Source organism: Nodosilinea nodulosa PCC 7104 (assembly GCF_000309385.1).
Classification (GTDB): Bacteria; Cyanobacteriota; Cyanobacteriia; order Phormidesmidales; family Phormidesmidaceae; genus Nodosilinea; species Nodosilinea nodulosa.
Genome location: NZ_JH976537.1, coordinates 4253118 through 4275350, shown reverse-complemented (window position 1 = coordinate 4275350; position 22233 = coordinate 4253118). Strand labels below are relative to the sequence as shown.

Annotated in this window: 22 protein-coding genes; 15 read left to right on the top strand and 7 right to left on the bottom strand. The window is 60.4% G+C overall.

Translation table 11 applies throughout. The features are described from left to right. Positions 1–3: 3 nt before the first annotated feature. On the top strand, positions 4–810 hold the full coding sequence (locus LEPTO7104_RS34645) for a polysaccharide deacetylase family protein (protein ID WP_017300331.1): 807 nt from the start codon (positions 4–6) through the stop codon (positions 808–810). On the opposite strand, the gene LEPTO7104_RS0119820 is transcribed toward LEPTO7104_RS34645, so the two are convergent. Beyond that, a complete protein-coding gene (locus LEPTO7104_RS0119820; RefSeq protein WP_017300330.1) occupies positions 731–1564 on the bottom strand; it encodes a Cof-type HAD-IIB family hydrolase in 834 nt (277 codons plus the stop codon). The two genes, LEPTO7104_RS34645 and LEPTO7104_RS0119820, sit on opposite strands and share 80 nt — an antisense overlap. Positions 1565–1787: 223 nt before the next feature. Here LEPTO7104_RS0119820 and LEPTO7104_RS0119815 point away from each other — a divergent pair, with 223 nt between their 5' ends. Then, positions 1788–2462 carry a phosphoribosyltransferase gene (locus LEPTO7104_RS0119815; RefSeq protein ID WP_017300329.1) on the top strand — a complete coding sequence of 225 codons (675 nt, stop codon included), beginning with the start codon at positions 1788–1790 and terminating at the stop codon, positions 2460–2462. A gap of 191 nt (positions 2463–2653) precedes the next feature. Here the strand turns inward: LEPTO7104_RS0119815 and LEPTO7104_RS0119810 are convergent, their stop codons facing one another. Next, positions 2654–3280, bottom strand: coding sequence for a TenA family protein (locus LEPTO7104_RS0119810; protein ID WP_017300328.1), 627 nt, complete (start codon positions 3278–3280; stop codon positions 2654–2656). 119 nt (positions 3281–3399) lie between these two features. Next, complete coding sequence (locus LEPTO7104_RS0119805; protein WP_017300327.1) at positions 3400–4161, bottom strand: HAD family hydrolase; 762 nt, start codon at positions 4159–4161, stop codon at positions 3400–3402. A 205-nt stretch (positions 4162–4366) separates the two neighbouring features. Between LEPTO7104_RS0119805 and LEPTO7104_RS0119800 the strand changes: the two genes are divergently transcribed. The 8 genes from LEPTO7104_RS0119800 (at position 4367) to gorA (ending at position 12505) form a co-directional block, all read left to right on the top strand. After that, positions 4367–5362: a cysteine synthase A gene (locus LEPTO7104_RS0119800; protein WP_017300326.1), complete on the top strand. Its 996-nt coding sequence runs from the start codon at positions 4367–4369 to the stop codon at positions 5360–5362. 229 nt (positions 5363–5591) lie between these two features. Next, positions 5592–6200 (top strand): signal peptidase I, encoded by a 609-nt coding sequence (gene lepB / locus LEPTO7104_RS0119795; protein WP_017300325.1) that lies wholly within the window; start codon positions 5592–5594, stop codon positions 6198–6200. Between the two features lie 119 nt (positions 6201–6319). Further along, entirely contained in the window at positions 6320–6562 is a 243-nt protein-coding gene (locus LEPTO7104_RS0119790; RefSeq protein WP_026072873.1) for a hypothetical protein, read from the top strand. 173 nt (positions 6563–6735) lie between these two features. Then, on the top strand, positions 6736–8343 hold the full coding sequence (gene metG / locus LEPTO7104_RS0119785; protein WP_017300323.1) for a methionine--tRNA ligase: 1608 nt from the start codon (positions 6736–6738) through the stop codon (positions 8341–8343). Between the two features lie 69 nt (positions 8344–8412). After that, positions 8413–9063, top strand: a complete 651-nt coding sequence (locus LEPTO7104_RS0119780) for a LabA-like NYN domain-containing protein (RefSeq protein WP_040695555.1) — start codon at positions 8413–8415, stop codon at positions 9061–9063. Positions 9064–9096: 33 nt separating this feature from the next. Further along, a complete protein-coding gene (gene lptC / locus LEPTO7104_RS0119775; protein ID WP_155523710.1) occupies positions 9097–10245 on the top strand; it encodes an LPS export ABC transporter periplasmic protein LptC in 1149 nt (382 codons plus the stop codon). A 143-nt stretch (positions 10246–10388) separates the two neighbouring features. Beyond that, positions 10389–11036 carry a TenA family protein gene (locus tag LEPTO7104_RS0119770; protein ID WP_017300320.1) on the top strand — a complete coding sequence of 216 codons (648 nt, stop codon included), beginning with the start codon at positions 10389–10391 and terminating at the stop codon, positions 11034–11036. Positions 11037–11149: 113 nt separating this feature from the next. Continuing rightward, on the top strand, positions 11150–12505 hold the full coding sequence (gene gorA, locus LEPTO7104_RS0119765; RefSeq protein WP_026072872.1) for a glutathione-disulfide reductase: 1356 nt from the start codon (positions 11150–11152) through the stop codon (positions 12503–12505). Between the two features lie 324 nt (positions 12506–12829). Here gorA and LEPTO7104_RS0119760 read toward each other — a convergent pair whose 3' ends face one another. Continuing rightward, entirely contained in the window at positions 12830–13147 is a 318-nt protein-coding gene (locus tag LEPTO7104_RS0119760; RefSeq protein WP_017300318.1) for a DUF3593 domain-containing protein, read from the bottom strand. A gap of 122 nt (positions 13148–13269) precedes the next feature. Then, a complete protein-coding gene (locus tag LEPTO7104_RS0119755; RefSeq protein WP_017300317.1) occupies positions 13270–13581 on the bottom strand; it encodes a DUF2499 domain-containing protein in 312 nt (103 codons plus the stop codon). A gap of 93 nt (positions 13582–13674) precedes the next feature. On the opposite strand from LEPTO7104_RS0119755, the gene csaB reads away from it, so the two are divergent. After that, on the top strand, positions 13675–14742 hold the full coding sequence (gene csaB, locus LEPTO7104_RS0119750) for a polysaccharide pyruvyl transferase CsaB (RefSeq protein ID WP_017300316.1): 1068 nt from the start codon (positions 13675–13677) through the stop codon (positions 14740–14742). On the opposite strand, the gene LEPTO7104_RS0119745 is transcribed toward csaB, so the two are convergent. Together LEPTO7104_RS0119745 and LEPTO7104_RS0119740 are read right to left on the bottom strand one after the other, a co-directional pair. Next, entirely contained in the window at positions 14739–15203 is a 465-nt protein-coding gene (locus tag LEPTO7104_RS0119745; protein ID WP_017300315.1) for a glutathione peroxidase, read from the bottom strand. The genes csaB and LEPTO7104_RS0119745 overlap by 4 nt on opposite strands. A 211-nt stretch (positions 15204–15414) precedes the next feature. Next, positions 15415–17784: a putative PEP-binding protein gene (locus tag LEPTO7104_RS0119740; RefSeq protein ID WP_017300314.1), complete on the bottom strand. Its 2370-nt coding sequence runs from the start codon at positions 17782–17784 to the stop codon at positions 15415–15417. Positions 17785–18162: 378 nt separating this feature from the next. Here LEPTO7104_RS0119740 and LEPTO7104_RS0119735 point away from each other — a divergent pair, with 378 nt between their 5' ends. The 4 genes from LEPTO7104_RS0119735 to LEPTO7104_RS0119720 all read left to right on the top strand — a co-directional run bounded on the left by LEPTO7104_RS0119735 (position 18163) and on the right by LEPTO7104_RS0119720 (position 22232). Further along, positions 18163–18876 (top strand): ComF family protein, encoded by a 714-nt coding sequence (locus tag LEPTO7104_RS0119735; protein ID WP_017300313.1) that lies wholly within the window; start codon positions 18163–18165, stop codon positions 18874–18876. Positions 18877–19030: 154 nt separating this feature from the next. Beyond that, positions 19031–19240, top strand: coding sequence for a hypothetical protein (locus tag LEPTO7104_RS0119730; protein WP_017300312.1), 210 nt, complete (start codon positions 19031–19033; stop codon positions 19238–19240). Positions 19241–19855: 615 nt separating this feature from the next. Continuing rightward, a complete protein-coding gene (locus LEPTO7104_RS0119725; protein WP_026072870.1) occupies positions 19856–20941 on the top strand; it encodes an amino acid ABC transporter substrate-binding protein in 1086 nt (361 codons plus the stop codon). 118 nt (positions 20942–21059) lie between these two features. Next, positions 21060–22232: an amino acid ABC transporter permease gene (locus tag LEPTO7104_RS0119720; protein WP_017300310.1), complete on the top strand. Its 1173-nt coding sequence runs from the start codon at positions 21060–21062 to the stop codon at positions 22230–22232. The last annotated feature ends 1 nt before the right edge of the window (position 22233 follow it).

Genomic DNA, 22233 nt, shown 5'->3' with positions numbered 1-22233 from the left:
CCCATGGCTCTTCCCCAGCAGCAGATTCTCACCCAGGTCGCCCGGATGTTTCCGGATGCGCTGTTCTACGCACCCACCCAGGCTCCGATGGTGGCCCTGACCATTGACGATGCCCCGACGCCGGGCGATCGCGGCGATGCCTCTACCCGCCTCATTCTGGATGCGCTCGATCGCTACAACCGCACCGCTAAGCAGCCGGTGCGAGCCACCTTCTTTATCATTACCGACCATCTGAACCCAGGCAGCACCATTCTGCAAGACATTCTGGCCAGCGGCCACGAAATCGCCAACCACGGCACCACCGACCTCACCCCCGCCGTTTTGCAGCCCGCCCAGTTTGCCCGCCATTTTCAGGAGGCCCACGATCGCATCACCGAGCTAACCCAGCAGCCCATTCGCTGGTATCGCCCCGGGCGCGGCTTCTACAATCGGGCCATGGTCGACCACATCCGGCTCACCCCTGGCTACGAGTCACTGCTGGCCCTGGCCTCGATGATTCCCTTCGACACGCTCAAGCCCCTCAGCACCCCCAACCTCAACACCTGGTACCTGGCTCGCTTTATTTTTCCGGGCGCAATTTTTGTCATGCACGGCGGCTCCATGGAGCGCTGTGTGCAAACGGCCCAGGCGCTGCCGGTGCTGCTGAACCTGATCGATCGCCAGGGCTACCGGGTCGTTACCCTCTCGGAGCTTTACGACAGCCTGCCCGTCCCGCCCCAGGCCCAGGCCGCTACAGCAGAAACTGCCGCAGCGCCGCCGCCACCCCATCCGCCTCAACCCCCGGCGCCACCCAGTCAGCCCCCTGCTTGACCGGCTCGGGGGCATCGCCCATGGCCACCCCAATCCCCGCGTAGCGCAGCATTTCCAGGTCGTTGTAGTTGTCGCCGATGGTCATTACCTGGTCGGGCGTCAGGCCCAGCAGGTCTTCGGCTACGTACTTTACGGCCTCGCCTTTGTTGGCCTTGGGGTGGGTGGCCTCCACAAACTGCTCTACCGATCGCGTCAGGTACAGGTCGTCGGTGGGGTAGCGCTGGCTCAGCTGAGCCAGAATGTCGGTGAGCAAATCCACGTTTTCGCTCAGGGTCAGCAGTTTGGTGGTTTCGATCGCGCTGTTGCCCGTCAGCAGCGTGGCCAAGTCCCCCGCTGCCACGGGCTCAATGCCCGATCGCTCAGCGTAGGCTTTGGTATCGTCGATGATCGCCCGCACGTGCAGCTGGTCGTCAATATAGAGGTGAATCGACAGGTCGTTGCTGGCCTCCATGGGGGCCAGGTAGGCCAAAATCTCCAGGGCTAAATTGCGGGGCAGCGGGGTGTGGCGGTGCAGTTTTTGGGTTTTGGGATCTTTAATGAAGGCTCCCTGGTAGGCCATCAGCGGCAGCACTGAGCCAACGCTCTGGTGAAAGCGCAGGGCCGACTGATACATGCGCCCGGTGGCGATCGCGACGGCAATCCCCCGCTGCTGCACCTGGGCGATCGCCTCCAGTACGGGGGCATTGATCTGGTTAGACGCTCCGGCCAGGGTGCCGTCGATGTCGAGCACGAGTAGGCGAATGTCGGCAGTCATGGGGTGAGCCTGTAAGTGTTTCCGCGTTTATTATCTCTGGCAAAAGAACATTCTTGTGCAACGCCAGCGGGCAGGGCGGCGACAGACAGGAAGTGGGCGATGCGTCGGCCCGGGTCAACGTCGATAGCCGATAGACCGGATCTGTTAGACCATTGTGGGCATAGACCAGAGGTGGCACCGGTAGCCACCCCTCTCTACAGCAGGCCGGAAAAAGAGGTAGACCATGCTCGACACCGCTGACCACGCCGCCCCGTTTCGAGACCGGGCCGACGCCGGAAAACAGCTGGCGGCCCTGCTTCAGCCCTACGCCCACCGCCCCGATGGGCTGGTGCTGGGGCTGCCGCGCGGCGGGGTGCCCGTCGCCTACGAGGTGGCCCGTGCCCTCCATGCCCCCCTCGACCTGTGCCTGGTGCGCAAGCTGGGAGTGCCAGACCACAGAGAGCTGGCCCTGGGCGCGATCGCCTCGGGGGGAGTGCGGGTGCTCAACCCAGATGTGATTGAAGGTTTAGCCATTTCTGCCTCAACCATCGATGCCATTGCGGCCCGAGAACTGCAAGAGCTACAGCGCCGCGATCGCGCCTACCGGGGCGATCGGCCACCGCCAGAGATCCGCGATCGCACCGTCATTTTGGTCGATGATGGCATCGCCACTGGGGCGACCATGCGAGCCGCTATTTCCGTGATTACCCCCCAGCGGCCCGCCCGGCTGGTGGTGGCAACCCCCGTCGCCGCGCCGCCCATCTGCGATGAGCTGAGCCGACTGGTGGATGAGGTGGTGTGCGTAACGATGCCTGTCAGGCTCAGCGCGATCGGCTACTGGTACGAAGACTTTTCTCAGACCACTGACGAAGAGGTTCGCCAACTGCTGGCAGTGTCTCCAGGGTTCACAGAAACCTAGTAGGCTGCGGCACAAGTGTGACGACTATTGTCAATCGCTGGGGAGCTAGGGAGCCAAGCGAGATGGAATAGTCGGCATAGTTCAGCCTTCGAGTACTAGACCAGAAACCGGGTTTCCTCTGCGCTTTGCCCGTAGCCTCTGCCGCAGCCCAGAAACCCGGTTGCTCTCGACAAGACCCGACCGAGCACGCGCTAGGTGGCCACCTGCCAGGCGGCTTCAAAAAACGCCAGTTCGCAGTCCATGCCGTAGCGGTAGGCGGCCTGGTTGCTGGGGGCGTCCGCGGCCTGGGCATCAACCAGCGCTTCGAGCTGCGCCGCCAGGGGTTCAAACTGGTCGCTGCTGTAGGTGTCAATCCAGGCGCTGTAGCGGTGAGTGGGATGCTTGAGTTGTGCTAAGGACTGTCCCAAAAAGGCGTAAAGCCGCATGCAGGGGGCCATTGCCACCGCCGTCGCCCCAGGCGATCGCCCCCAGGCGGTGCTGAGCAAAAAATCGGTATAGCGGCGGGTGGCGGCACCGGGGACTGCGGTAGCCAGATCTACGCCCCACTCCTGGGCATAGCTGCCGTGCAGGTTCAGCTCATCCAGCACCCCATCGGCCAGCTGGTGGAACACCTGAAATGCCTCCCAGGTCGGCGCTTTGGCGGCGGCAATGCTGTAGGCGCGGGCAAAGGCTTCGAGAAAAAAGGCATCCTGGCCGACGTAGTAGGCGAATTTTTCCACGGGCAGGCTGCCGTTGCCGAGACCTTGCACAAAGGGGTGGTTCAGGCAGGCGGTGGCGAGGTCGTGGTTGGCGTGCCAGAGGGTTTGGGAGAGGGGCATGAGGGGATAGGGAGATGAGGGGATGGGGAGATAGAGGGTAACCCTATAGGGGCGTACGGCGTACGCCCTTAGACTAGGCAATAGAACACCACACATTGCCTGCAAAAATCATGTTGCGTTCAGGACGGCAGGAGCGCCTGGGCCAAATCTAGGGAGAAATAGTAGGCATTGTAGGCCTCGCCCCAAAGCACTTCAAACGGGAGGCTGGGTTCGCCCAGATGGCTGATCACGAGGCTAGCGTGGGGCAGCGCATAGCTGCGGGTGTAATCATTGACGGTGACTACGGTGGTAAGTCCGGCGGCGATCGCCGCTTCTAAACCCTGGCGGCTATCTTCAATCACCAGGCAGGTGGCGGGGTTGAGATTCATCGTCTCAATCACCAGGTTGTAGATATCGGGGGCGGGCTTTTTGGCGAGCACCATGTCTCCGGCGGCGATTATCTCAAACCAGCCCAAAGAGTCTGGCCCCAGCAGTCGCTCCAGTAAAGGGACTACGCTGGCTTTGGCGCTGGTGGTGGCGATCGCCAGCCGCACCCCCTGACGACGGGCTTCCGCCAGCAGCCGCTTCACCCCAGGCCGCAGAGGAATCACGTCGCTCTGCACCAGAGCCTGAAAATGGCGGGCTTTGGCCTGGTGCAGAGCGGTCACCAGCGCATCAAAGTCGCCCTCGGGCACAAATTTCGGCTGGTAGCGATCCACGTAGTGGCGAATGCGCTCTTTGCCACCCGCCACCCGCAATAGCTGGCCGTAGAGGCCCACGGGCCAGTGCCAGCGCAGGCCAAACTCTTCAAACGCTTGATTAAACGCAACCCGGTGGCCATCGCGCTCGGTTTCGGCCAGGGTGCCATCGACATCAAAAATGAGCGCCTCAAGGGTTTTCATGGACAGAGGAAGTAAGCAGTTGGGTTTTGGGTGCGGCGACGGTGCCCTGTCGGCAGGGGGAAATTGCCCGCTAGAACCGAGAAAGCACAACGATTCTAGCCGAGAAGCCCGCCGTTTCACCGTAGGATGAAGAGGCGACCTGCGCCAGATCGTTGGCCAGCGTCGGTCCCGGCGCCGCGGGCTGTTGTCAAACGTTACGAAGCATATGGATATCAAAAACGGTTTTGTCGCCACGGTGGGGAACACGCCCCTAATTCGCCTTCCCAGCGTCAGCGAGGCCACCGGCTGCGACATTCTGGGCAAGGCAGAGTTTCTCAACCCCGGCGGGTCGGTCAAAGACCGCGCCGCGCTCTATATTATTCAAGACGCCGAAGCCAAAGGCCTGCTCAAGCCCGGCGGCACCGTGGTCGAAGGCACCGCAGGCAACACCGGCATTGGCCTGGCCCACATCTGCAATGCCAAGGGCTACCGCTGCCTCATCGTCATCCCAGACACTCAGTCCCAGGAAAAAATTGACCTGCTGCGCACCCTGGGGGCCGAGGTGCGCACCGTTCCCGCCGTGCCGTACCGCGACCCCAACAACTACGTCAAGGTGTCAGGCCGCCTCGCCGACGAGCTCGACAACGCCATCTGGGCCAACCAGTTCGACAACCTGGCCAACCGCCTGGCCCACTACGAAACCACCGGCCCCGAGATCTGGACGCAGACCGAGGGCACCGTGGACGGCTGGGTGGCGGCCACGGGCACGGGCGGCACCTACGCGGGCACGGCCATGTTCCTAAAAGAGAAGAACCCTCAAATTCGCTGCGTCGTGGCCGATCCCATGGGCAGCGGACTCTACAGCTATATCAAAACCGGCGAAGTCACCATGACGGGCAACTCGATTACCGAGGGCATTGGCAACAGCCGCATCACCGCCAATATGGAAGACGTTCCCGTCGACGACGCCATTCAAATCGAGGACCCCGAAGCGCTGCGCATTCTCTACCAGTTGCTCTACAGGGACGGGCTGTTTATGGGCGGCTCGGTGGGCATCAACGTGGCGGCGGCGGTGAAGCTGGCCCAGCAGCTTGGCCCTGGCCACAAAATTGTTACGGTGCTGTGCGATGGCGGCTCGCGCTACCAGTCGCGCATTTACAGTCGCCCCTGGCTGGAGGCCAAGGGCCTGTGGTCTGAGGATCTGGCCCCCGCAAGCTTCTAGGGAATACTCGCTCTCACGCGCTGCCAGGGCGCTGTGCAAATCGCCTGGGCCAGCGATCGCGCCGCCCGCGGCAAGGGCCGTAGCCAACTGTCCATCGGCCCCTGTGGTTGCAAATCGGATCGACTACACTGGGACAGTCAAAGGGGCGAAAAGGGGCTAAGCCGAGGGGCCAGTCAGCCCTGGGGTCTATCTGAGCGCCGCCTGCTTTTTAATTTTCGGGGACATACCTGTGACCGATCAGTCTGACAAATCTTCGCTGCCGCCCGAGCCCGCTGTGGAGCCAGGTTCAGCCCAAACCAGGCGGGCGTCGCAGCCCAACCCCTGGATCGAAGGGTTGCAAACCATTGGGCTGAGCGTGGTGCTGGCGCTGGGGATTCGGCACTTTGTCGCAGAGGCGCGCTACATTCCCTCTGGCTCGATGGAACCCACCCTGCAAATTAACGATCGCCTGGTGATCGAGAAAATTAGCTACCACCTCAACCCCCCTGAGCATGGGGATATTATTGTGTTTTGGCCGCCCGCCAGCCTCACCCCTCCCGGCCAGCATCGGGATGCTTTTATTAAGCGCATCATTGGGCTGCCGGGGGATGTGGTACAAGTCCGCGACGGCCACGTCATTCGCAATGGCGAGGTGCTAAACGAGCCCTATATCAAGGCGGCTCCCGACTACGAGTGGGGGCCAGAGACCGTCCCCGAGGCCTCCTACCTGGTGCTGGGCGACAACCGCAACAGCAGCTATGACGGCCACATCTGGGGATTTGTGCCCCAGGAAAACATCATTGGCAAAGCCGTGGTGCGGTTTTGGCCGCCCGATCGCGTCGGCCTGCTCAACCATTAATCCATTTCTGCGATCGCCTTAGCAGACTGGGGCACAAGGGTGACGACTATTGGCGATCGCGGGGGAGTTGGGGAGTTGGGGAGTTGGGGAGAGGGCACAGTCCAGCCTTTGAGTACTGGTTGACTGACAAAGTCCTTGAAATCCTTATGCTGCCGGAGATTGGGTTGGCGCTAGCGCAACTCAACAAAACCGTTACTGGTGTTGGGTTTTGCTTCGCGCAGCATCAACCTGCTTCAGAATTGTTGTCGGTCAATCAGGCGATCGCCTATCTCTGCGATCGCCAATTAATAGCAATTGTTTTACTCCAGCAGATGCTTAAATCTTCTGGGGTTTATTCAGGGAACGTTAACAGAGCAGACTAAGTTATAGACTGTTGCCTTGTTTATAAAGCAGCTAAAAGACAGCTTTTTGCTGACGCTGCTATCCTAGTTATTTGGCGAGTTTTGCCCTGAATTCTAGGTCTAGTAGGGCTGACTCCGATGGCTACCGTTGTTGTTGATCTAGCCTCTTAGAGGCGAGTGTTCCCGTTGCCTGTATGACTTTTACCCCCGCTGATAAATCGCCCTTTGCCATCACCACGCCGCTGTACTACGTCAATGGATTACCCCACATAGGCAGTGCCTATACCACCATCGCCGCTGACGTAGTGGCCCGGTTTTATCGGCTCATGGGCCATCCGGTGCTGATGATTACCGGCACCGATGAGCACGGCCAAAAAATTCAGCGCACCGCCGAAGATCGAGGTGTGTCCCCCCAGGCCCACTGCGACGAATTTGCGGCGGGGTTTGAGCGCCTGTGGAAATTGCTGAATATCGACTTTGATCGCTTCATTCGCACCACTGCCCCTCGCCACAACGTCATCGTCAACGAATTTTTTCAGCGCGTGTGGGACCGGGGCGATATCTACAAGGGTCAGCAGCAGGGCTGGTACTGCGTCTCCTGCGAAGAATTTAAAGAAGAGCGCGATCTGCTGCCCAACCGGCACTGCCCCATTCACACCAACAAACCCGTCGAGTGGCGCGACGAGTCCAACTACTTTTTTAAGCTGTCCAGCTATCAGGAGCAGCTAGAGCAGTTTTATACCGAGCACCCAGACTTTATTCAGCCCGAGGCTCGCCGCAACGAGGTGCTGAGCTTTGTCAATCGGGGGCTGCAAGATTTCTCCATCTCACGCATCAACCTCGACTGGGGGTTTGCGGTGCCCACCGATCCGGGGCACACCCTCTACGTATGGTTTGACGCCCTTTTGGGCTATATCACCGCCCTGCAAGACCCCGACGATCCCCCCAGTCTGGAAAAAGCGATCGCCCACTGGTGGCCCATTCACACCCACCTGATTGGCAAGGATATTCTGCGCTTTCATGCGGTGTACTGGCCCGCCATGCTGATGTCGGCGGAGCTGCCGCTGCCCAGGCGGGTGTACGGCCACGGCTTTTTGACTAAGGACGGCCAAAAAATGGGCAAGAGCCAGGGCAACACCTTAGACCCGGTAGCCCTGGTCGAAACCTACGGCGCCGATGCGGTGCGCTACTATTTTTTGCGCGAAATTGAGTTTGGCAAAGACGGCGACTTCAACGAAACCCGCTTTATCAACGTGCTCAACGCCGATTTGGCCAACGATCTGGGCAACCTGCTCAACCGCACCCTGAAGATGGCGGCTCGCTACTGCGACGGCAGAGTGCCCGATATCGATCCCCAGGCGATCGCGGCAGATCATCCCCTGCGGGCGATCGGGGCGGCGCTGCCCGAGACCGTCACTGAGGCTTACAGCCGCCTGGCCTTTAGCCAGGCCTGCACCGCCACCCTGGCCCTGGTGCAGGCCAGCAACAAGTTCCTGGACGATCAGGCTCCCTGGAGTCTCTACAAACAGGGCAAGCAGGCCGAGACCGAGGCCGTTTTGTACGCCGTGCTAGAGTCGGTGCGTCAGGCCGCTTACCTGCTGGCGCCTGTGATTCCCGGCATTAGCAATCAGATTTACGCCCAGCTGGGCTTTGGGGTCGATTTTAACGACAAGACCCTGGGGCAGACGCTCAGCTACGCCGACCACGCCGCCTGGGGCCATCTGCCCCCCACCCAGCCCCTCGGGGAGGCCGCGCCCGTATTTCAGCGGCTGGAACTGCCCGAACCTGAGGCCAGCCCCTAGGCCCCCAAGCGCTCTTGCTACCTTCGTTTCAAACCCCTTTAAAACCCTACGCAACCCCATATCAAAATTATGTTAGACACTCACCATAACCACTCCCTTTTGAGCGACGATGCCATATTTACCCCCGAGCAGGTGCTCGACAACCGGGGTCGGGTGGCCATTTTTATCGACGGCTCTAACCTGTTCTACGCAGCGCTACAGCTAGGCATCGAGATTGACTACACCAAGCTGCTGTGCAAGCTTACCGCCGGGTCGCGGCTGTTTCGGTCATTTTTCTACACCGGGGTAGATCGCACCAACGAAAAGCAGCAGGGCTTTCTGTTGTGGATGCGGCGCAACGGCTACCGGGTGATTGCCAAGGATTTGGTGCAGCTGCCCGACGGCTCTAAGAAAGCTAACCTGGATGTGGAGATCGCCGTAGACCTGGTCGCTCTGGTCAATTACTACGACACCGCCGTGCTGGTCAGCGGCGATGGCGACCTGGCCTATGCCGCCGATGCCGCCAGCTATCGGGGGGCGCGGGTTGAGGTGGTGAGCCTGCGATCGATGACCAGCGACAGCTTAATTAATGTGGCCGACCGCTACATCGACCTGGAAGGGGTCAAAGACGACATCAGAAAGCTGCCCCGCAGTTCTGCCAGCCAGAACTACACCTATCGCCCGCTGCCCAATCTAACCGCCGCAGACTCGACCGAAGACGGCCTGGTGGTGGGCGAGTAGGCCCTTAGAGGCGCAACTAGAGGCATAACAGCAATGGCACGATGGCGGCAGTTAACGGTTGGCGGGGCTGCGATCGCGATGGTGGCGATCGGGCTATACAGCGTAGTTGGCCCAGGCTTCGACCCCAACAATGGCGCCGATGAGTCGGCCAACGATCCGCAGCCCGGCCTCACCCTGCACGACGTTACCCTTGAGCAGCCCGACGATCAGGGCCAGATGCTGTGGCGGGTGAAGGGGGACGAGGTAACCTACAGCGCCGACCAGAAGGTGGCCTTTATCACTCGACCGGACGGCGACCTGTTCCAGGACGGCAAAGTGCTGTACCGGGTGATTGCCGATACCGGCGAAGTGCGTGAAAACGGCACCGTTATTTTGCTGCACGGCAATATCGTCGCCACGGGCGTTCAAAATGGCTCTGTGCTGCGGGGCAATGAGATGGAGTGGCGCCCCCAGGAGGATGTGCTGATCATGCGCGACCACATCACCGGCACCCATCCCCAGCTGCGGGCGGCGGCGGATGAGGCGCGGGTCTTCAACCGCGAAAACCGGATGGAGCTAGTGGGCAACGTGGTCGCCAACACCGTGGTGGCCGACCCCAAAACCGAATCCTGGCTCAAGCTCCAGGCGAAAGAGCTGACCTGGTTTTGGCGTGATGAGCGAATTGAGAGCACTCAGCCACTGCGGGTCGAGCAGTTTCAGCAAAATGCCATTACCGATGTAGTTACTGGCCAGCGAGGCTCGGTCAATCTGGCGGACAAACTGGTTGCCCTGCGGGGTCAGGTGGCCATGCAAATGCTAGAGCTGCCCCTCAACATGACCAGCGAAGCCCTGGACTGGCAGGTGGCCAAGGAGCAGGTGACCGTCAACCAGCCCCTCACCCTGGTGCATCCCAAAAATAAAGTCAGGGTTACCGCCAACCGGGGGCGGATGGATCTGGCCCAGCAGCAGATTGCCCTCTCCGACAACGTGGTGGCCGTGGGCGAAACCAACCAGACCCGCATGACCAGCGATCGCCTCAACTGGAACGTCGAGACCCAGACCCTGGTGGCCGAGGGCGACGTCAACTACAGCCAGGTCAACCCCGCCGTCAACCTCAATGGCTCCCGCGCCGTGGGCCGCCTGGACGATGAAACCGTGGTGGTGGACGGCGGCCGCGTCGTCACCCAAATCGTGCCCAACTAGCGCACCTGGGAAGCTGTCCCCGATTTCCTGCGCTCAAGGGGTTGAGACTCAGGGATTTGTGGGATGGCCGCCTCGGCTGTCCAAACCCCGTAGACCCGCTCTAACCGCAGGTTTAATCCAATCCTCATTCCCTAAGTACCCCCATGGCCCTGAGTTGTCAGCTGCTTTTGCAGGCCCATCCCGCCGCCTGGGTCAGGGCCACCACCCATCCCTTCCTCACCGGCTGTCAGAGCGGCAGGCTACAGCCAGCCCAGTTCAACACCTGGCTGGTGCAGGATTTTCTGTTCGTCAAAGCGTTTACCCGCATGGTGGGCCGGGTGCTGGGGGCCGCCCCCGACGATCACCTCGATGTGCTGCTGGCCGGGCTGACGGCCCTCAAGGACGAGCTGCTGTGGTTTGAGGCCAAGGCCGCCGAGCGATCGCTCCCTCTGGCCACGCCGCCCCAGCCCACCTGCCAGCACTACTGCGAGTTTATGGCCAGTCTGGCGATCGCGCCCTATGCGGTCCAGGCCACGGCCCTGTGGGCCATCGAGTGCGCCTATAACCAGGGCTGGCAGCGGCCCGGCCCCATGCCCGCCCCCTACGCCGAGTTTGCCGATCGCTGGGGCAACCCCGGCTTTACCGACTACGTGCGCCTGCTGGCCGCCCAGGCCGATGCCACCCTGGCGATCGCCAGCCCCGCCACCCAGACCCAGGCCGAAGCCGCCTTTCTGCGCGTTGCCGATCTCGAAGCCGCCTTTTGGCAGATGGCCTTTGCCTCGGGCGCTAGCGCCGCCCAGGGGAACGGGTGAGCGACAGGGGCAAGGCTTGAATGGGCCGCCGAGGGAAACTGTGCCCCAGTGCGGATGCCAAGGGGATCGCCCCCGGGCAATGCTGGAGTTTGAACACCAGTCAGGGAAATACCGTGGCCTACGATTTTGATTTGTTTGTGGTAGGCGGTGGTTCTGGAGGCATTGCGGCCGCGAGCCGGGCCGCAGGGCACGGGGCACGAGTCGCCCTGGCAGAGGCGGATCGGCTGGGGGGCACCTGCGTCAACCGGGGCTGCGTGCCGAAAAAGCTGATGGTCTATGCCGCCCGCTTTAGCGACCAGTTTACGGCGGCGGCCAGCTACGGCTGGCAGGTGGAGCAGAGCACCTTTCACTGGCCAACGCTGAGGGCGGCGATCGCGCAGGAAACCGAGCGCCTAAACGGGGTTTACCAGGCCATGCTCGACGACGCCGGGGTGGCGTTATTCCCCCACTACGCCCGCTTTGTCGATGGGCACACCCTGGCCGTTGGCGATCGCACCGTCACCGCCGCAAAAATTTTGATTGCCGTTGGCGGCAGGCCCAAGTTGCCCGGCAACATTCCCGGCATTGAGCATGCCATTACCTCCGACGACATTTTTCACCTGCCCCAGCAGCCCAGGCGCCTGGTGATTATCGGCGGCGGCTATATCGGCAGCGAGTTTGCCTGCATTTTGAACGGACTGGGTACCGAGGTGATTCAGATTATTCGGGCCGACAGAGTTTTGCGCGGCTTTGACGACGACCTTCGCTGCGAAATCCACGGGGCCATGCAGCAGCGGGGCATCAAAATCATTGCCCACAGCGAAAGCATTGCGATCGCCCCAGCCGAGGCGGGGGTAACGGTGACGGTCACCACCCCCCACGGTCAAGACACCCTTCTCTGTGACGCGGTGAACCTGGCCGCCACCGGACGCATCCCCAACCTGGAAGGCCTGGGCCTGGAACGTATCGGCGTGCAGCTCAAGGAAGGCGCGATCGCCGTAGACGCCCAGCAGCGCACCAGCGTTTCCCACATTTTTGCCGTCGGCGATGTGACCGAGCATCCCAGCCTCACCCCGGTCGCGCTGCGAGAAGGGCGTCAGTTTGCCGATGCCGAGTTTGGCCCAACTCCCGTGCCCATCAACTACGACGCTATTCCCAGCGCTGTATTTACCACTCCCGAAATGAGCACCGTAGGCCTCACCGAGGTGGAGGCGCAGACAAAATTTGGGCCTGGAGATGTGCAAATTTACCGCACCCATTTCCGGCCCTTGCACAACACCCTGTCCAACCTGGAAACCAAGGCTCTCGTCAAGCTGGTGGTGCAAACATCGACCGATCGAGTGCTGGGAGCGCACATGGTCGGGGACCATGCGGCGGAGATCATGCAGGGCATCGCGATCGCCCTCACCATGGGGGCCACCAAGGCCGATTTTGACGTCACCGTAGCTATTCACCCTAGCATTGCGGAGGAGTTTGTTGGTCTTGAGTAGGAGATGGGGGAATGGGGGGATGGGGGGAATCCTTTGCTCTGGACTGTCCTTAGGCCGAGACTGATTCAAAATCTTGCGTAAGGTTTCATTGGCGCATCGGTCAAAATCTTTTTGTCTGGTGGAATGAGCACGGGACTGTACTGCCTGAACGGCGGCGATGGCTATAGCCATAGTCACGTTGGTTAGGACATCCAAAAAACCTATGAACGTTCAAACGTTTGAATGTTCATAGAGACCTGTCTTAGCCGGACTGTCCACAGCTATATCTCGCCAGACCATGAACATTCTCCCCACTCCTCCCCATCGTCCTCACCTCCTCCATTCTCACTTCCCCTCTGCCTCCACCCCTTCTAACCCCGCCCGGTGCTGCAACACCGCCTGGCGAAACCCCAGCACCACCAAAATGTTCGACAGCGTCAAAAAGGCCTCGGCGCTGCCGTGCAGCCAATCCACATCCGCCAGTTCCTTGCCCAGGCCCACTTTGGCGTAAATACCAGCCGGAATTGTGATGGCGACAAACACTAGCAGCGCGTAGAAGCCAATCAGCGCCAGCTTTGGCGTCTCCTTAGTGCGAGTTAGAAACCATAAAAACCCCAGATAGGGGAAGAGGGAGAAGGCAAAGAGGGTATTTTTGTCGAGCATGGTTTGGGGGTGGGGAGTGATGGGGTGGGGTGGGGCTTAGATATCAGGATGATTGCTGGCAGGGCTGCTATTGGGGCCAAGCCGCCAGGGATTCTTTAAAATTTAAAGCCCAAGGTGCTCATTTACTGATTTTCTGTGGAGACTCTCCCCTGCCGCCAAATCCACCAGGCGGCAAGGCATAGCGTGGCATTGCCCGCCACGGTCATGGCCGCTTGCAGGGTGACTAACCAGGCCAGCCCCGGGGCATTGTCGAACAGGTGCCAGGTGCAGGCGGCCATGGCGCTGACCAAAGCCGGCAGCATGCCGATCGCCAACCACCGCCACACGGGGCGCTGGGTCACCGCCGCAAACTGCCAGACAAACCACATCGCTGCCATCCACTCCAGCACGCTTGAAATATGGATCATCCAGGTGGGCAGGGAGAGGGCATGCATGGCGTTCAGGGCGTAACAACAGCCTCTATTGTAGAAAGGTCGGGGTATGGCGTATAGCGGTTTAGCTAGCGGTTCGAATCTGGGTAGGTAAGCATGCGAGCGGTTTTGTGTGGCTACTACGGTATGGGCAACGGCGGCGACGAAGCTCTGCTGGCCACCCTGCTCCAGATGTTGCCCAGGGCGGTAACGCCCGTGGTGCTGTCGGGCAACCCGGTGGAGACAGCCCAGCGCTACGGGGTGGAGACGGTGCCCCGAAAGGCCCTGGGGCCAGTGATCAGAGCGCTGCGAGGTGCTGATGTGTTTATCTGGGGAGGGGGCAGCCTGCTGCAGGATGCCACCAGCCTGCAAAACCCGATTTACTACGGCGGCCTGATGGCGCTGGCCCAGTGGTTAGGCCTCAAAACCATTGCCTGGGGCCAGGGTATTGGCCCTCTAAACCATGTCCTGAGCCAGGGGCTAAGCCGCTACGCCCTGGCCCACTGCGACGCCGTCAGCGTGCGCGACCACGGGTCGGCGGCCTGGTTGGCCCGGTGGCAGGTGCCGGGTATGCAGGCCCCCGACCCGGTCTGGGCCTTAGAGGCAGCCCCCGTAGAAGGCCTGTGGGAGCTGCCCGCCCCCCGCGTGGCGGTGGCCCTGCGCCCTCATCTTTGGCTAACGGAAAGTCGGCTTGACCAGTTTACCCAGGCCCTGGCCTCGTTTCAAAAGGCTACCCACACCTGTCTGCTGCTGGTGCCGTTTCAGCCCGTCAAAGATTTACCCATTGCGGAGTATATCCAGCCCAGGCTGGCAGGCCCCAGTCGGATCTACAGCCTCAGCAATCCCCATCAGCTCAAGGGGCTGTTTCGCGGCGTCGAGATGACCATTGGCATGCGGCTGCACGCCCTGATTATGGCCGCTGCCGAGGGCTGTCGCTGCTTCGGGCTGAGCTACGACCCCAAGGTCAGCCACCTGATGGCCGACCTCGACCTGCCGGGCTTTGACCTCAGCCCCCAGGCGGTGGCACACCGCTGGCCCACCACTCCAGAGCAGATGACCCAAACCTGGCTGGAGGTCTATGCCAACGGTGAACCCCTGGCCCCAGAGCAGATCAAATCGCGGGTCGATCGCGCCCTCATGCACCAGGATTTGCTGCACGATGTGCTGTCGGCCCTGGCGGGTTAGCCCAGGGCTTGCTCGATGGCGGTTTTGAGAGCTGGGTCGCTGGGGGCGGTTTGGGGCTCGAAGCGGGCGATCACCTCGCCGTCGCGCCCGACCAAGAACTTGCCAAAGTTCCAGCCGATGTCGGGGCCGCTGCCCACCAGAAACTGGTAGAGCGGGCTGCGATTGGGGCCATTGACATCCTGTTTTTCGAGCAGGGTAAAGTCGACATCGTACTTGGTTTTGGTGAAGTCCTTAATCTCTTCGGAGCTGCCGGGTTCTTGCTGGCCAAACTGGTTGCAGGGGACGCCCACAATCACCAGGCCGCGATCGCCGTAGGCCTTATCCAGCTCTACTAGGCCGCTGTACTGGGGCGTGAGGCCGCACTTGCTGGCCACATTGACAAAGAGAACAACTTTGCCGCTCAAAGTCTCGGGAGCCAGGGGAGCACCGTCTAGGGTGGCTAGGTTGGTAGGAAGAGCCATAGATAAGTAACCGTCTGCACAACGTTGTTATTATCGGTCATCTGCTGACAAGCGCCAGGTATAGCCATAGCTATGTTGATAGGACATCCAGAAATTCTATGAACGTTCAAACGTTTGAACGTTCATAGGAGAAACGTCTTAACCAGGCTAGCTATAGCTAGAGTTGGGCGCACTTTGTCCACCCCAGCGACGGGCATTGTCCTGGAGCAGGCTAGGGTTTACCCTGTTCGGCCTGCCACACGGCCTCCAAGGTAAAGGGCAGGGCCGCGGCTTCCACGGAAATTGAGCCAATCCCCCAGGCCACCAGATCGGCAATCAGTTCGGGATGGCGCACCGGGGCCTGGCCGCAAATTGAGCACATCAGGCCGCAGCGATGGGCCTCTCGGACCAGGTGAGCCATGGCCAGCCGCACCACCGGATGGCGCTCATCGTAGGCAGAGGCGATGGTGGGCTGATCGCGATCGACGGCCAGCAGCAGCTGGGTCAGATCGTTGGAGCCAATGGCAATGCCCTGCACCCCTGCCTGGGCGTAGGCGGGCAGCAAAAACAGCACCGACGGCACCTCAGCCATAATCCACAGGGCAAAGCCGTCGGTATCCAGCAGGCCAGCGCGATCGATGCGCTGGCGGCAGGCGATCGCCTCTTCTACGGTGCGCACAAAGGGCAAAATGAGCTGCAAATTGGTATAGCCCGCCCGCTGTAGGGTGGCCAGGGCCGCCAGCTCAACCTGAAACAGGCGATCGTCGATTTCATAGCTGAGGGTGCCCCTCAGGCCCAGCATTGGGTTTGGCTCGACCGGTGGGCTGCCCTCCAGGGCCGTCCACTCGTGCGATCGCAGATCGAGGCTGCGGTAGCGCAGCGGCTTGGACCCCAGAATCTGCAAAATTGGCTCTAGCTGCTGCACCAGGCGCTGCTGTAGCTCCGCTTCCTGGCCCCGGTTGACCCAGTCCCACGGGTGCCGTCCGTCGAGGACATCCAGCAGCAGCCACTCCGATCGCACCAGGCCAACCCCAGCGGCATAGTCGAGGGGCAGCGTGGCCAGTCGCTGGGTCTGGCTCAGGTTGACCATGACCTGGGTGCGCAGGCGCTGGTAGCGGGCCCGATGCTGACTCGACAGGTCGGCAACCCGGGCCGTGGGGGTTTGAAACTGGGCCAGGGCCGTTTCAAACTGCTGGTGGTCTATGGCTCCATCGGTGAGACCGTAGACCACGCCGCGATCGCCGTCCAGCCAGAGCACCATGCCGGTTTCCAGCAGCTGGGTGGCCTGAGGCGCCCCCACCACGGCTGGAATACCCACCTCCCGCGCCAAAATCGCCGCGTGACAGGTCGCCCCACCCCGCTCGGTGATAATGCCCATCACCGCTCGCAGCTGCAAAAACGCATCGGGCTGGAGATCGGGCATCACCACGATGCATCCCGGCGGCAAGGCCTCAGGCAAATCCTGAGGGTGCTGGGCGACCACCGCCACCCCCTGGATACGACCACCCGCCGCCCCAATACCGCGCACCACCGTGCTGGCCATAGGCAGCAGCGGCGGCTGGGAGCGGGGCGAGGCCGCCGGGGAAGGCGCCGTCGGTCTAACCCCGGCGGGGTCATCCCAGGGGGCCGCCTCGGTGATGACCAGGTTGGGCTGATCGGGGTTAGCGCTGGGGTGGAGCAGCCACTCCAGGCGCACTCCGCTGCTGCCCATGGCCCCCTGGGCCAGGTCTGCTAGGTGCACCAAACGGGTCATTTGACTGGCATTGAGAGGGGCTAGAAGCTCGGGGCGATCGCGCTCTACCACCTGCACGGGCTGGGCTACAATCGCAGGCCGAGGGCGGTACTTCAAAGCTGGCATCAGCCGGTAAACACGCTCCTGAAACCCTGGTTCCCAGGTCGCCGCCGCTATCTTGCCGCGGCTGGTGCGGCAGTAGGTCGGAACGGCCTCTCCCTGGGTGAGGGCCAGCCCCAGGCCCGCGACCGCCGTCACCACAATCTGCCCCTGGGCGAGGGTCAAGGTGCCTGAGGCTAGCGCCGGGTACACGGGCATGACCAGCGTGGCGAAGCTGAGGTCGCGCAGGCGCTGGCAGTGGAGCTGCCAAACCGACAGACAGCGGGCCGTGAGGGCATGACTCCAAAACTGGGGCAGCACCTGGGGCAGCGCGGTAAAATCGGCCTCAATGTGAGCCGGCAGCAGGCCACTGCCCACCGGCACCGCAGCAGTCAACGCCTCTCCGCCCGATCCATCTACCCACAGCGAAGCGCGCAGCATCCAGGCGGCGGGGACAACGTCGCCGGGCGGAGGGGAAGCCGGCCAATCGGCAGCGGCGATCGCCGGAATGGCTCGCATCGCCCCCTGCCACCGCTGACTATACTGCTGCAGCGTCTGAAAGCCGCTCTGGCAGACTGGTGCCAGGCGATCGCCTGCCCCATCTGACCAGGCCATCTGCTCCAGGCTGTAGTGCCAGGGCGCTGCCGTCAGCACGTATCCCTGGGCAACAGGCAGCCCCCGTTGCTTCAGCAGGCCCAGGTAATAGGCTTTATGACCAACGGCTTTCAGATCGGCTACGTCTAGGTCATCCAGTTGTCGAAGCCAGGTCATACCAAAAGTAAAAGGCTAGCCCTCACTGAAAACCAGCGGGGGGGAGATGGCCAACGTATTAGGGTTTGTATTCGGTTTTTAATCAATGCTTAGCCATGGCCCAGGGCGCCGGGTCTGCCCAAACGCTGGAACCTTTAAGCCAAGGGGCAATTGCTGAGGAGCAACCCGCCCCAAGCGCAGCTTTTTGAAGTCAATATCTTATATGTACTGATTCTACGTGATGGCTACCGCCTTGGCCGCCTGCCCAGCGACTTAGAGTTGGCCAAACAGCCGCCAGATTCATTAGTTTCACCCTCGTCACGGCCGCTGGTCTCCACAACAATAGACCCAGCAGCGCTGCCGCAAAGTCCTGCCTTTCCTTCGTAGGGAACCATCCCCATGCCCATGCCCTCATCGGTTCAGACCTGGCTAGTCCAGGGCAAACGCCAGCTGCTCAGCCTGGTTTTGTCCAGCCCCTGCCCGCTGTGCCAGCGATCGGCTTCAGCAGTCCTCTGCCCCAGCTGCTGCCGTCGGCTGCGCCAGTGCCAAACCTCCACCCCCTACGACCCCGGGACCGACCTGGCGGTGATCACCTGGGGCTGCTACGAAGGCAGCCTGCGCCAGGCCATTGGCAGCCTCAAGTACAGCGGCCACACCGACCTGGCTCAGTTTTTGGGCATCGAACTGGGGCAAACCTGGCACCGACATGCCCCCAGGCGCGATCCAGCGGCCAGCCCAGTGGCGATCGTGCCCATCCCGCTGCATGCCAGCAAACTCCAGCAGCGGGGCTTTAACCAGGCCGATCTGTTGGCCCAGTGGTTTTGCCGACAGACCCGGCTGCCCCTGTGCAGTCAGGGGCTGGTGCGATCGCAGGCCACCCAGGCGCAGCACAGCCTGGGGCGCTCAGCCCGCCAGCGCAACCTGGCCCAGGCCTTTGCCGTCAATCCAGCCCAAGTCCGCACGCTGCGCAAAGCAACGGTGTGGCTACTCGACGACATTTTCACTACGGGGGCTACGGCCCAGGCCGCAGCCCAAACCCTCCGACAGAGCGGCGTTACCGTAGGGGGCATCTGCGCCGTGGCGCGCGCGATCGCCTGGAACGCAGATTCCTAAAACAGCCACCGCCCCACCGCCCCGCCCGATCACATCTCTCTCCCGAGATAGATTGGCAACCCCAAAAAATAGGCGATGTTAATAATTCACAGCCTCACTCGTATGCGGAGGCAGATGCACTACTATAAATCTAAAGAAATTATTAACAACTGCTATGAACCCCCAGATCCTGCGCCACCTGTGGTCTTTGGTAGACCGTTCACAGAGCAGTCATCTTCTAGCCCTAGATGACAACAGCCTGGTGTGCTGGTTGTTAGACCAGTTTATCGGGCAACAGCCGATCAACCAGACCGAAACCGATCAGCTCTACTGCTACATTCGCGCCAAAATTCCCCTCATCCGCGATCTGGCTCAGGGACGCTAGATCGCATCTATAGCTACCACTTGGCCGCACTGGCCGATAATTATTTTTTAATCAAGTCGTCATAAGCGTGTATTGCCACTAGCGCGACCTTCCCTGCCCTCCACGCAAAGAACAGCCGCAACGCGCCAGCTAGATTGAGCCTGATGCAGCACAACACACGGCCTGCTAACCTCAAGGCCAACTACGCATACGTAACAGCCACCTAAGCCAGTGCCCAGACACAAGCCTCGGGGGCCTAACTGTCCCCTAGCGTGAGCCAAAAGCTTGCCCGCCTGGCTCACCGCTTGCGCAAATCGGTGATGCAGCCAAAAAATCATTTCCCCCAAAACTTAGGGAACTCAGAGCAGCATAGTGTTATCTGTGATGCAAAATTAAAACCCAAACCAGTGGAATGTTAAGCAAGCTCAATGTCTCTGACTGTTTGAGCTAAGTTCTACGGTTCTTTGCAATGAGCCGGGATAAAGCGTCCGGAGAAGCCAGCCCGGTATATTATTGTCAGTGCAAAATGAAAGCTTAAACCGCTGGAATGTTAAGCAGATTTGACATCCTCGCTTGGTTAACTAAGTTTTGCGGTTTTTTGCGATTTTATTGATGTGAGTTGTGAGTGAGGTAGATATGCGCAAGTGGATTTTGTTGGCCGCTGCTCTAAGCTTGACGGTCACAGCCTGTGGTGGTTCCACAACCACGACAACAGGCTCGAGCGGTGATAATGGAACCGCTACTACCAGTGTGGCCAGCCGTCTCGACACAATCAAATCTCGGGGCAAGCTGATCTGCGGCGTGGAAGGTACCATTCCTGGATTTAGCTTTGTCGATCAAAGCGGCAAATACTCCGGTCTAGATGTAGATACCTGCCGGGCCGTGGCAGCAGCTCTATTCGGTGCCTCCGACGATATCGACAGCAAGATCGAATATCGTAACCTTGACTCCACAGCGCGTTTCCCCGCTTTGCAAAACGGGGAAGTGGATATGCTGGCCCGAAACACAACCTGGACCCTAAGTCGGGACGCCGCTGGCGGTAACGGTCTGGAGTTCGCCCCTACCACCTTCTACGACGGTCAGGGGGTGATGGTGACCAAGGCGAGCGGAATTACCAATTTTGATGGGCTAGACGGCAAGTCTGTCTGTGTTGAGACCGGCACCACCACCGAACTCAACCTGGCCAGCCGCGCTAAAGAAGCCGGCATTACCGTCAACGAAGTTAAATTTCAGGATTCCAATGCGGCGTCGGCAGCCTACACCGAGGGTCGTTGTGAGGGGTTTACCTCCGATCGCTCTCAGCTGGCGGCCAAGCGCACCGGCCTGCCCAACCCGGACGACAATATCCTGCTCCCCGATGTACTTTCTAAAGAACCCCTGGGTCCGGTCACCATCAACAACGATTCCGCCTGGTTTGATGTCGTCAAATGGGTGACCTTTGGCCTGATGCAGGCTGAAGAGTTTGGCATTACCCAGGCCAATGTTGACCAGATGACGAGTAGCGACAACCCCGACATCCAGGGCTTTTTGGGTGCTCAGGGAGAGTTGGGGCAGCAGCTCGGTCTACCCAACGACTTTATGGTGGCTGTGATTAAGACCACTGGCAACTACGGCGAAATCTTTGAGCGCAATGTGGGGGCAGACTCACCGCTCAAACTCGATCGGGGTCTGAACAATCTCTGGACCGAAGGCGGGTTAATTTACTCGCCGCCGTTCCGCTAAGGAATGGCTGTGGATCGGATAGCGGACCTTTCTACTGTCTGGACTGACTAGCCGTAGCGCCTGGTCCTAGGGGCCAGACGCTACGGCAAAAGAGCACCTTCCTTTGATGAGGCCTTTTATGACATCCCTTCGCTCCTCAGATGAGAAAGTTCCTATCTGGCGAGACGATCGCTTTATCCGTCTGGCCTTTCAGGTTGTGGTGCTGGTTGTGGTGCTGGTCACAATCTCAATTTTGCTGGGGAATATGAACCGAAATCTCCAGCAGTTGGGCAGGCAGTTCAATTTTGGCTTCCTTAAAAACCAGGCCGGATTCAATATTGGGGAGAGTATTCTGCCCTACCAAACTAACGACACCTACGGCTGGGCTTTAGTGGTTGGGTTCGTGAATACCCTGCGGCTCATTGTGGTGGGCTTCTTAACGGCCACGGCCGTCGGAGTGGTTGCGGGCATAGCTAGTTTTTCCGATAACTGGTTAGTCCACAAAATTAACCTGCTCTATGTTGAGATTGTTCGCAATACACCCCTGCTCCTACAGCTTTTTGTCTGGTACTTCGTCATCCTGTTTGGGCTTTCCCAGGGGGCAGAGGTAACTCGCCTGCTGGGCCTGGCTTTTGTCAGCAAAAAAGGGCTGATGATTCCCTGGCCTGCCAATACGCCTGGGGCCTGGATTGCGACCGCAGCTCTGGTTCTGCTGGCCATAGCCGCCTACTTTATCTGGCGCTGGCGCGTGCGGGTGATGGAAGAGGCGGGAGTTTCCGGTCGGCCTCAATTGCTGGCGCTGTTGGCCACCGGGGCGATCGCGCTATTAATTTTTTGTTTTGGCCTGGGCTGGAGTTTTCCGAAACTGGCCAACGGCAACGATGTTGTAGGAGGCTTGCGGATCTCCATTGAGTACGCCGCCATGCTGGGGGGGCTGACGTTTTACACCGGGGCCTTTATTGCCGAAATCGTGCGGGCCGGCATTCAGTCGGTATCTCGGGGCCAGTGGGAAGCGGCTCGTTCGCTGGGGCTTAAGAGCGGTCTGGCTATGCGGCTGGTCGTTTTTCCCCAGGCCCTTAGGGTGATGATTCCCTCCCTCAGCAGCCAGTACATGAACCTCGCCAAAAATTCCAGTTTGGCCCTGGCGATCGGCTATCCAGATATTTTTGCGACTGGGCAAACTACTCAAAACCAAACCGGGCGAGCCGTTGAGGTAGTGCTTCTATGGACAGTCACTTACCTGGCCGTCAATTTAATTATTTCGCTGGTTATGAATCAGTTCAACCGCGCCGTTAAGATTCAGGAACGTTAGC

Coding starts and splice junctions, on each gene's coding strand:
- LEPTO7104_RS34645 (WP_017300331.1), top strand. CDS start 4: ATGGCTCTTCCCCAGCAGCAGATTCTCACCCAGGTCGCCCGGATGTTT.
- LEPTO7104_RS0119820 (WP_017300330.1), bottom strand. CDS start 1,564: ATGACTGCCGACATTCGCCTACTCGTGCTCGACATCGACGGCACCCTG.
- LEPTO7104_RS0119815 (WP_017300329.1), top strand. CDS start 1,788: ATGCTCGACACCGCTGACCACGCCGCCCCGTTTCGAGACCGGGCCGAC.
- LEPTO7104_RS0119810 (WP_017300328.1), bottom strand. CDS start 3,280: ATGCCCCTCTCCCAAACCCTCTGGCACGCCAACCACGACCTCGCCACC.
- LEPTO7104_RS0119805 (WP_017300327.1), bottom strand. CDS start 4,161: ATGAAAACCCTTGAGGCGCTCATTTTTGATGTCGATGGCACCCTGGCC.
- LEPTO7104_RS0119800 (WP_017300326.1), top strand. CDS start 4,367: ATGGATATCAAAAACGGTTTTGTCGCCACGGTGGGGAACACGCCCCTA.
- metG (WP_017300323.1), top strand. CDS start 6,736: ATGACTTTTACCCCCGCTGATAAATCGCCCTTTGCCATCACCACGCCG.
- LEPTO7104_RS0119780 (WP_040695555.1), top strand. CDS start 8,413: ATGTTAGACACTCACCATAACCACTCCCTTTTGAGCGACGATGCCATA.
- lptC (WP_155523710.1), top strand. CDS start 9,097: ATGGCACGATGGCGGCAGTTAACGGTTGGCGGGGCTGCGATCGCGATG.
- LEPTO7104_RS0119770 (WP_017300320.1), top strand. CDS start 10,389: ATGGCCCTGAGTTGTCAGCTGCTTTTGCAGGCCCATCCCGCCGCCTGG.
- LEPTO7104_RS0119760 (WP_017300318.1), bottom strand. CDS start 13,147: ATGCTCGACAAAAATACCCTCTTTGCCTTCTCCCTCTTCCCCTATCTG.
- LEPTO7104_RS0119755 (WP_017300317.1), bottom strand. CDS start 13,581: ATGCATGCCCTCTCCCTGCCCACCTGGATGATCCATATTTCAAGCGTG.
- csaB (WP_017300316.1), top strand. CDS start 13,675: ATGCGAGCGGTTTTGTGTGGCTACTACGGTATGGGCAACGGCGGCGAC.
- LEPTO7104_RS0119745 (WP_017300315.1), bottom strand. CDS start 15,203: ATGGCTCTTCCTACCAACCTAGCCACCCTAGACGGTGCTCCCCTGGCT.
- LEPTO7104_RS0119740 (WP_017300314.1), bottom strand. CDS start 17,784: ATGACCTGGCTTCGACAACTGGATGACCTAGACGTAGCCGATCTGAAA.
- LEPTO7104_RS0119735 (WP_017300313.1), top strand. CDS start 18,163: ATGCCCATGCCCTCATCGGTTCAGACCTGGCTAGTCCAGGGCAAACGC.
- LEPTO7104_RS0119730 (WP_017300312.1), top strand. CDS start 19,031: ATGAACCCCCAGATCCTGCGCCACCTGTGGTCTTTGGTAGACCGTTCA.
- LEPTO7104_RS0119725 (WP_026072870.1), top strand. CDS start 19,856: ATGCGCAAGTGGATTTTGTTGGCCGCTGCTCTAAGCTTGACGGTCACA.
- LEPTO7104_RS0119720 (WP_017300310.1), top strand. CDS start 21,060: ATGACATCCCTTCGCTCCTCAGATGAGAAAGTTCCTATCTGGCGAGAC.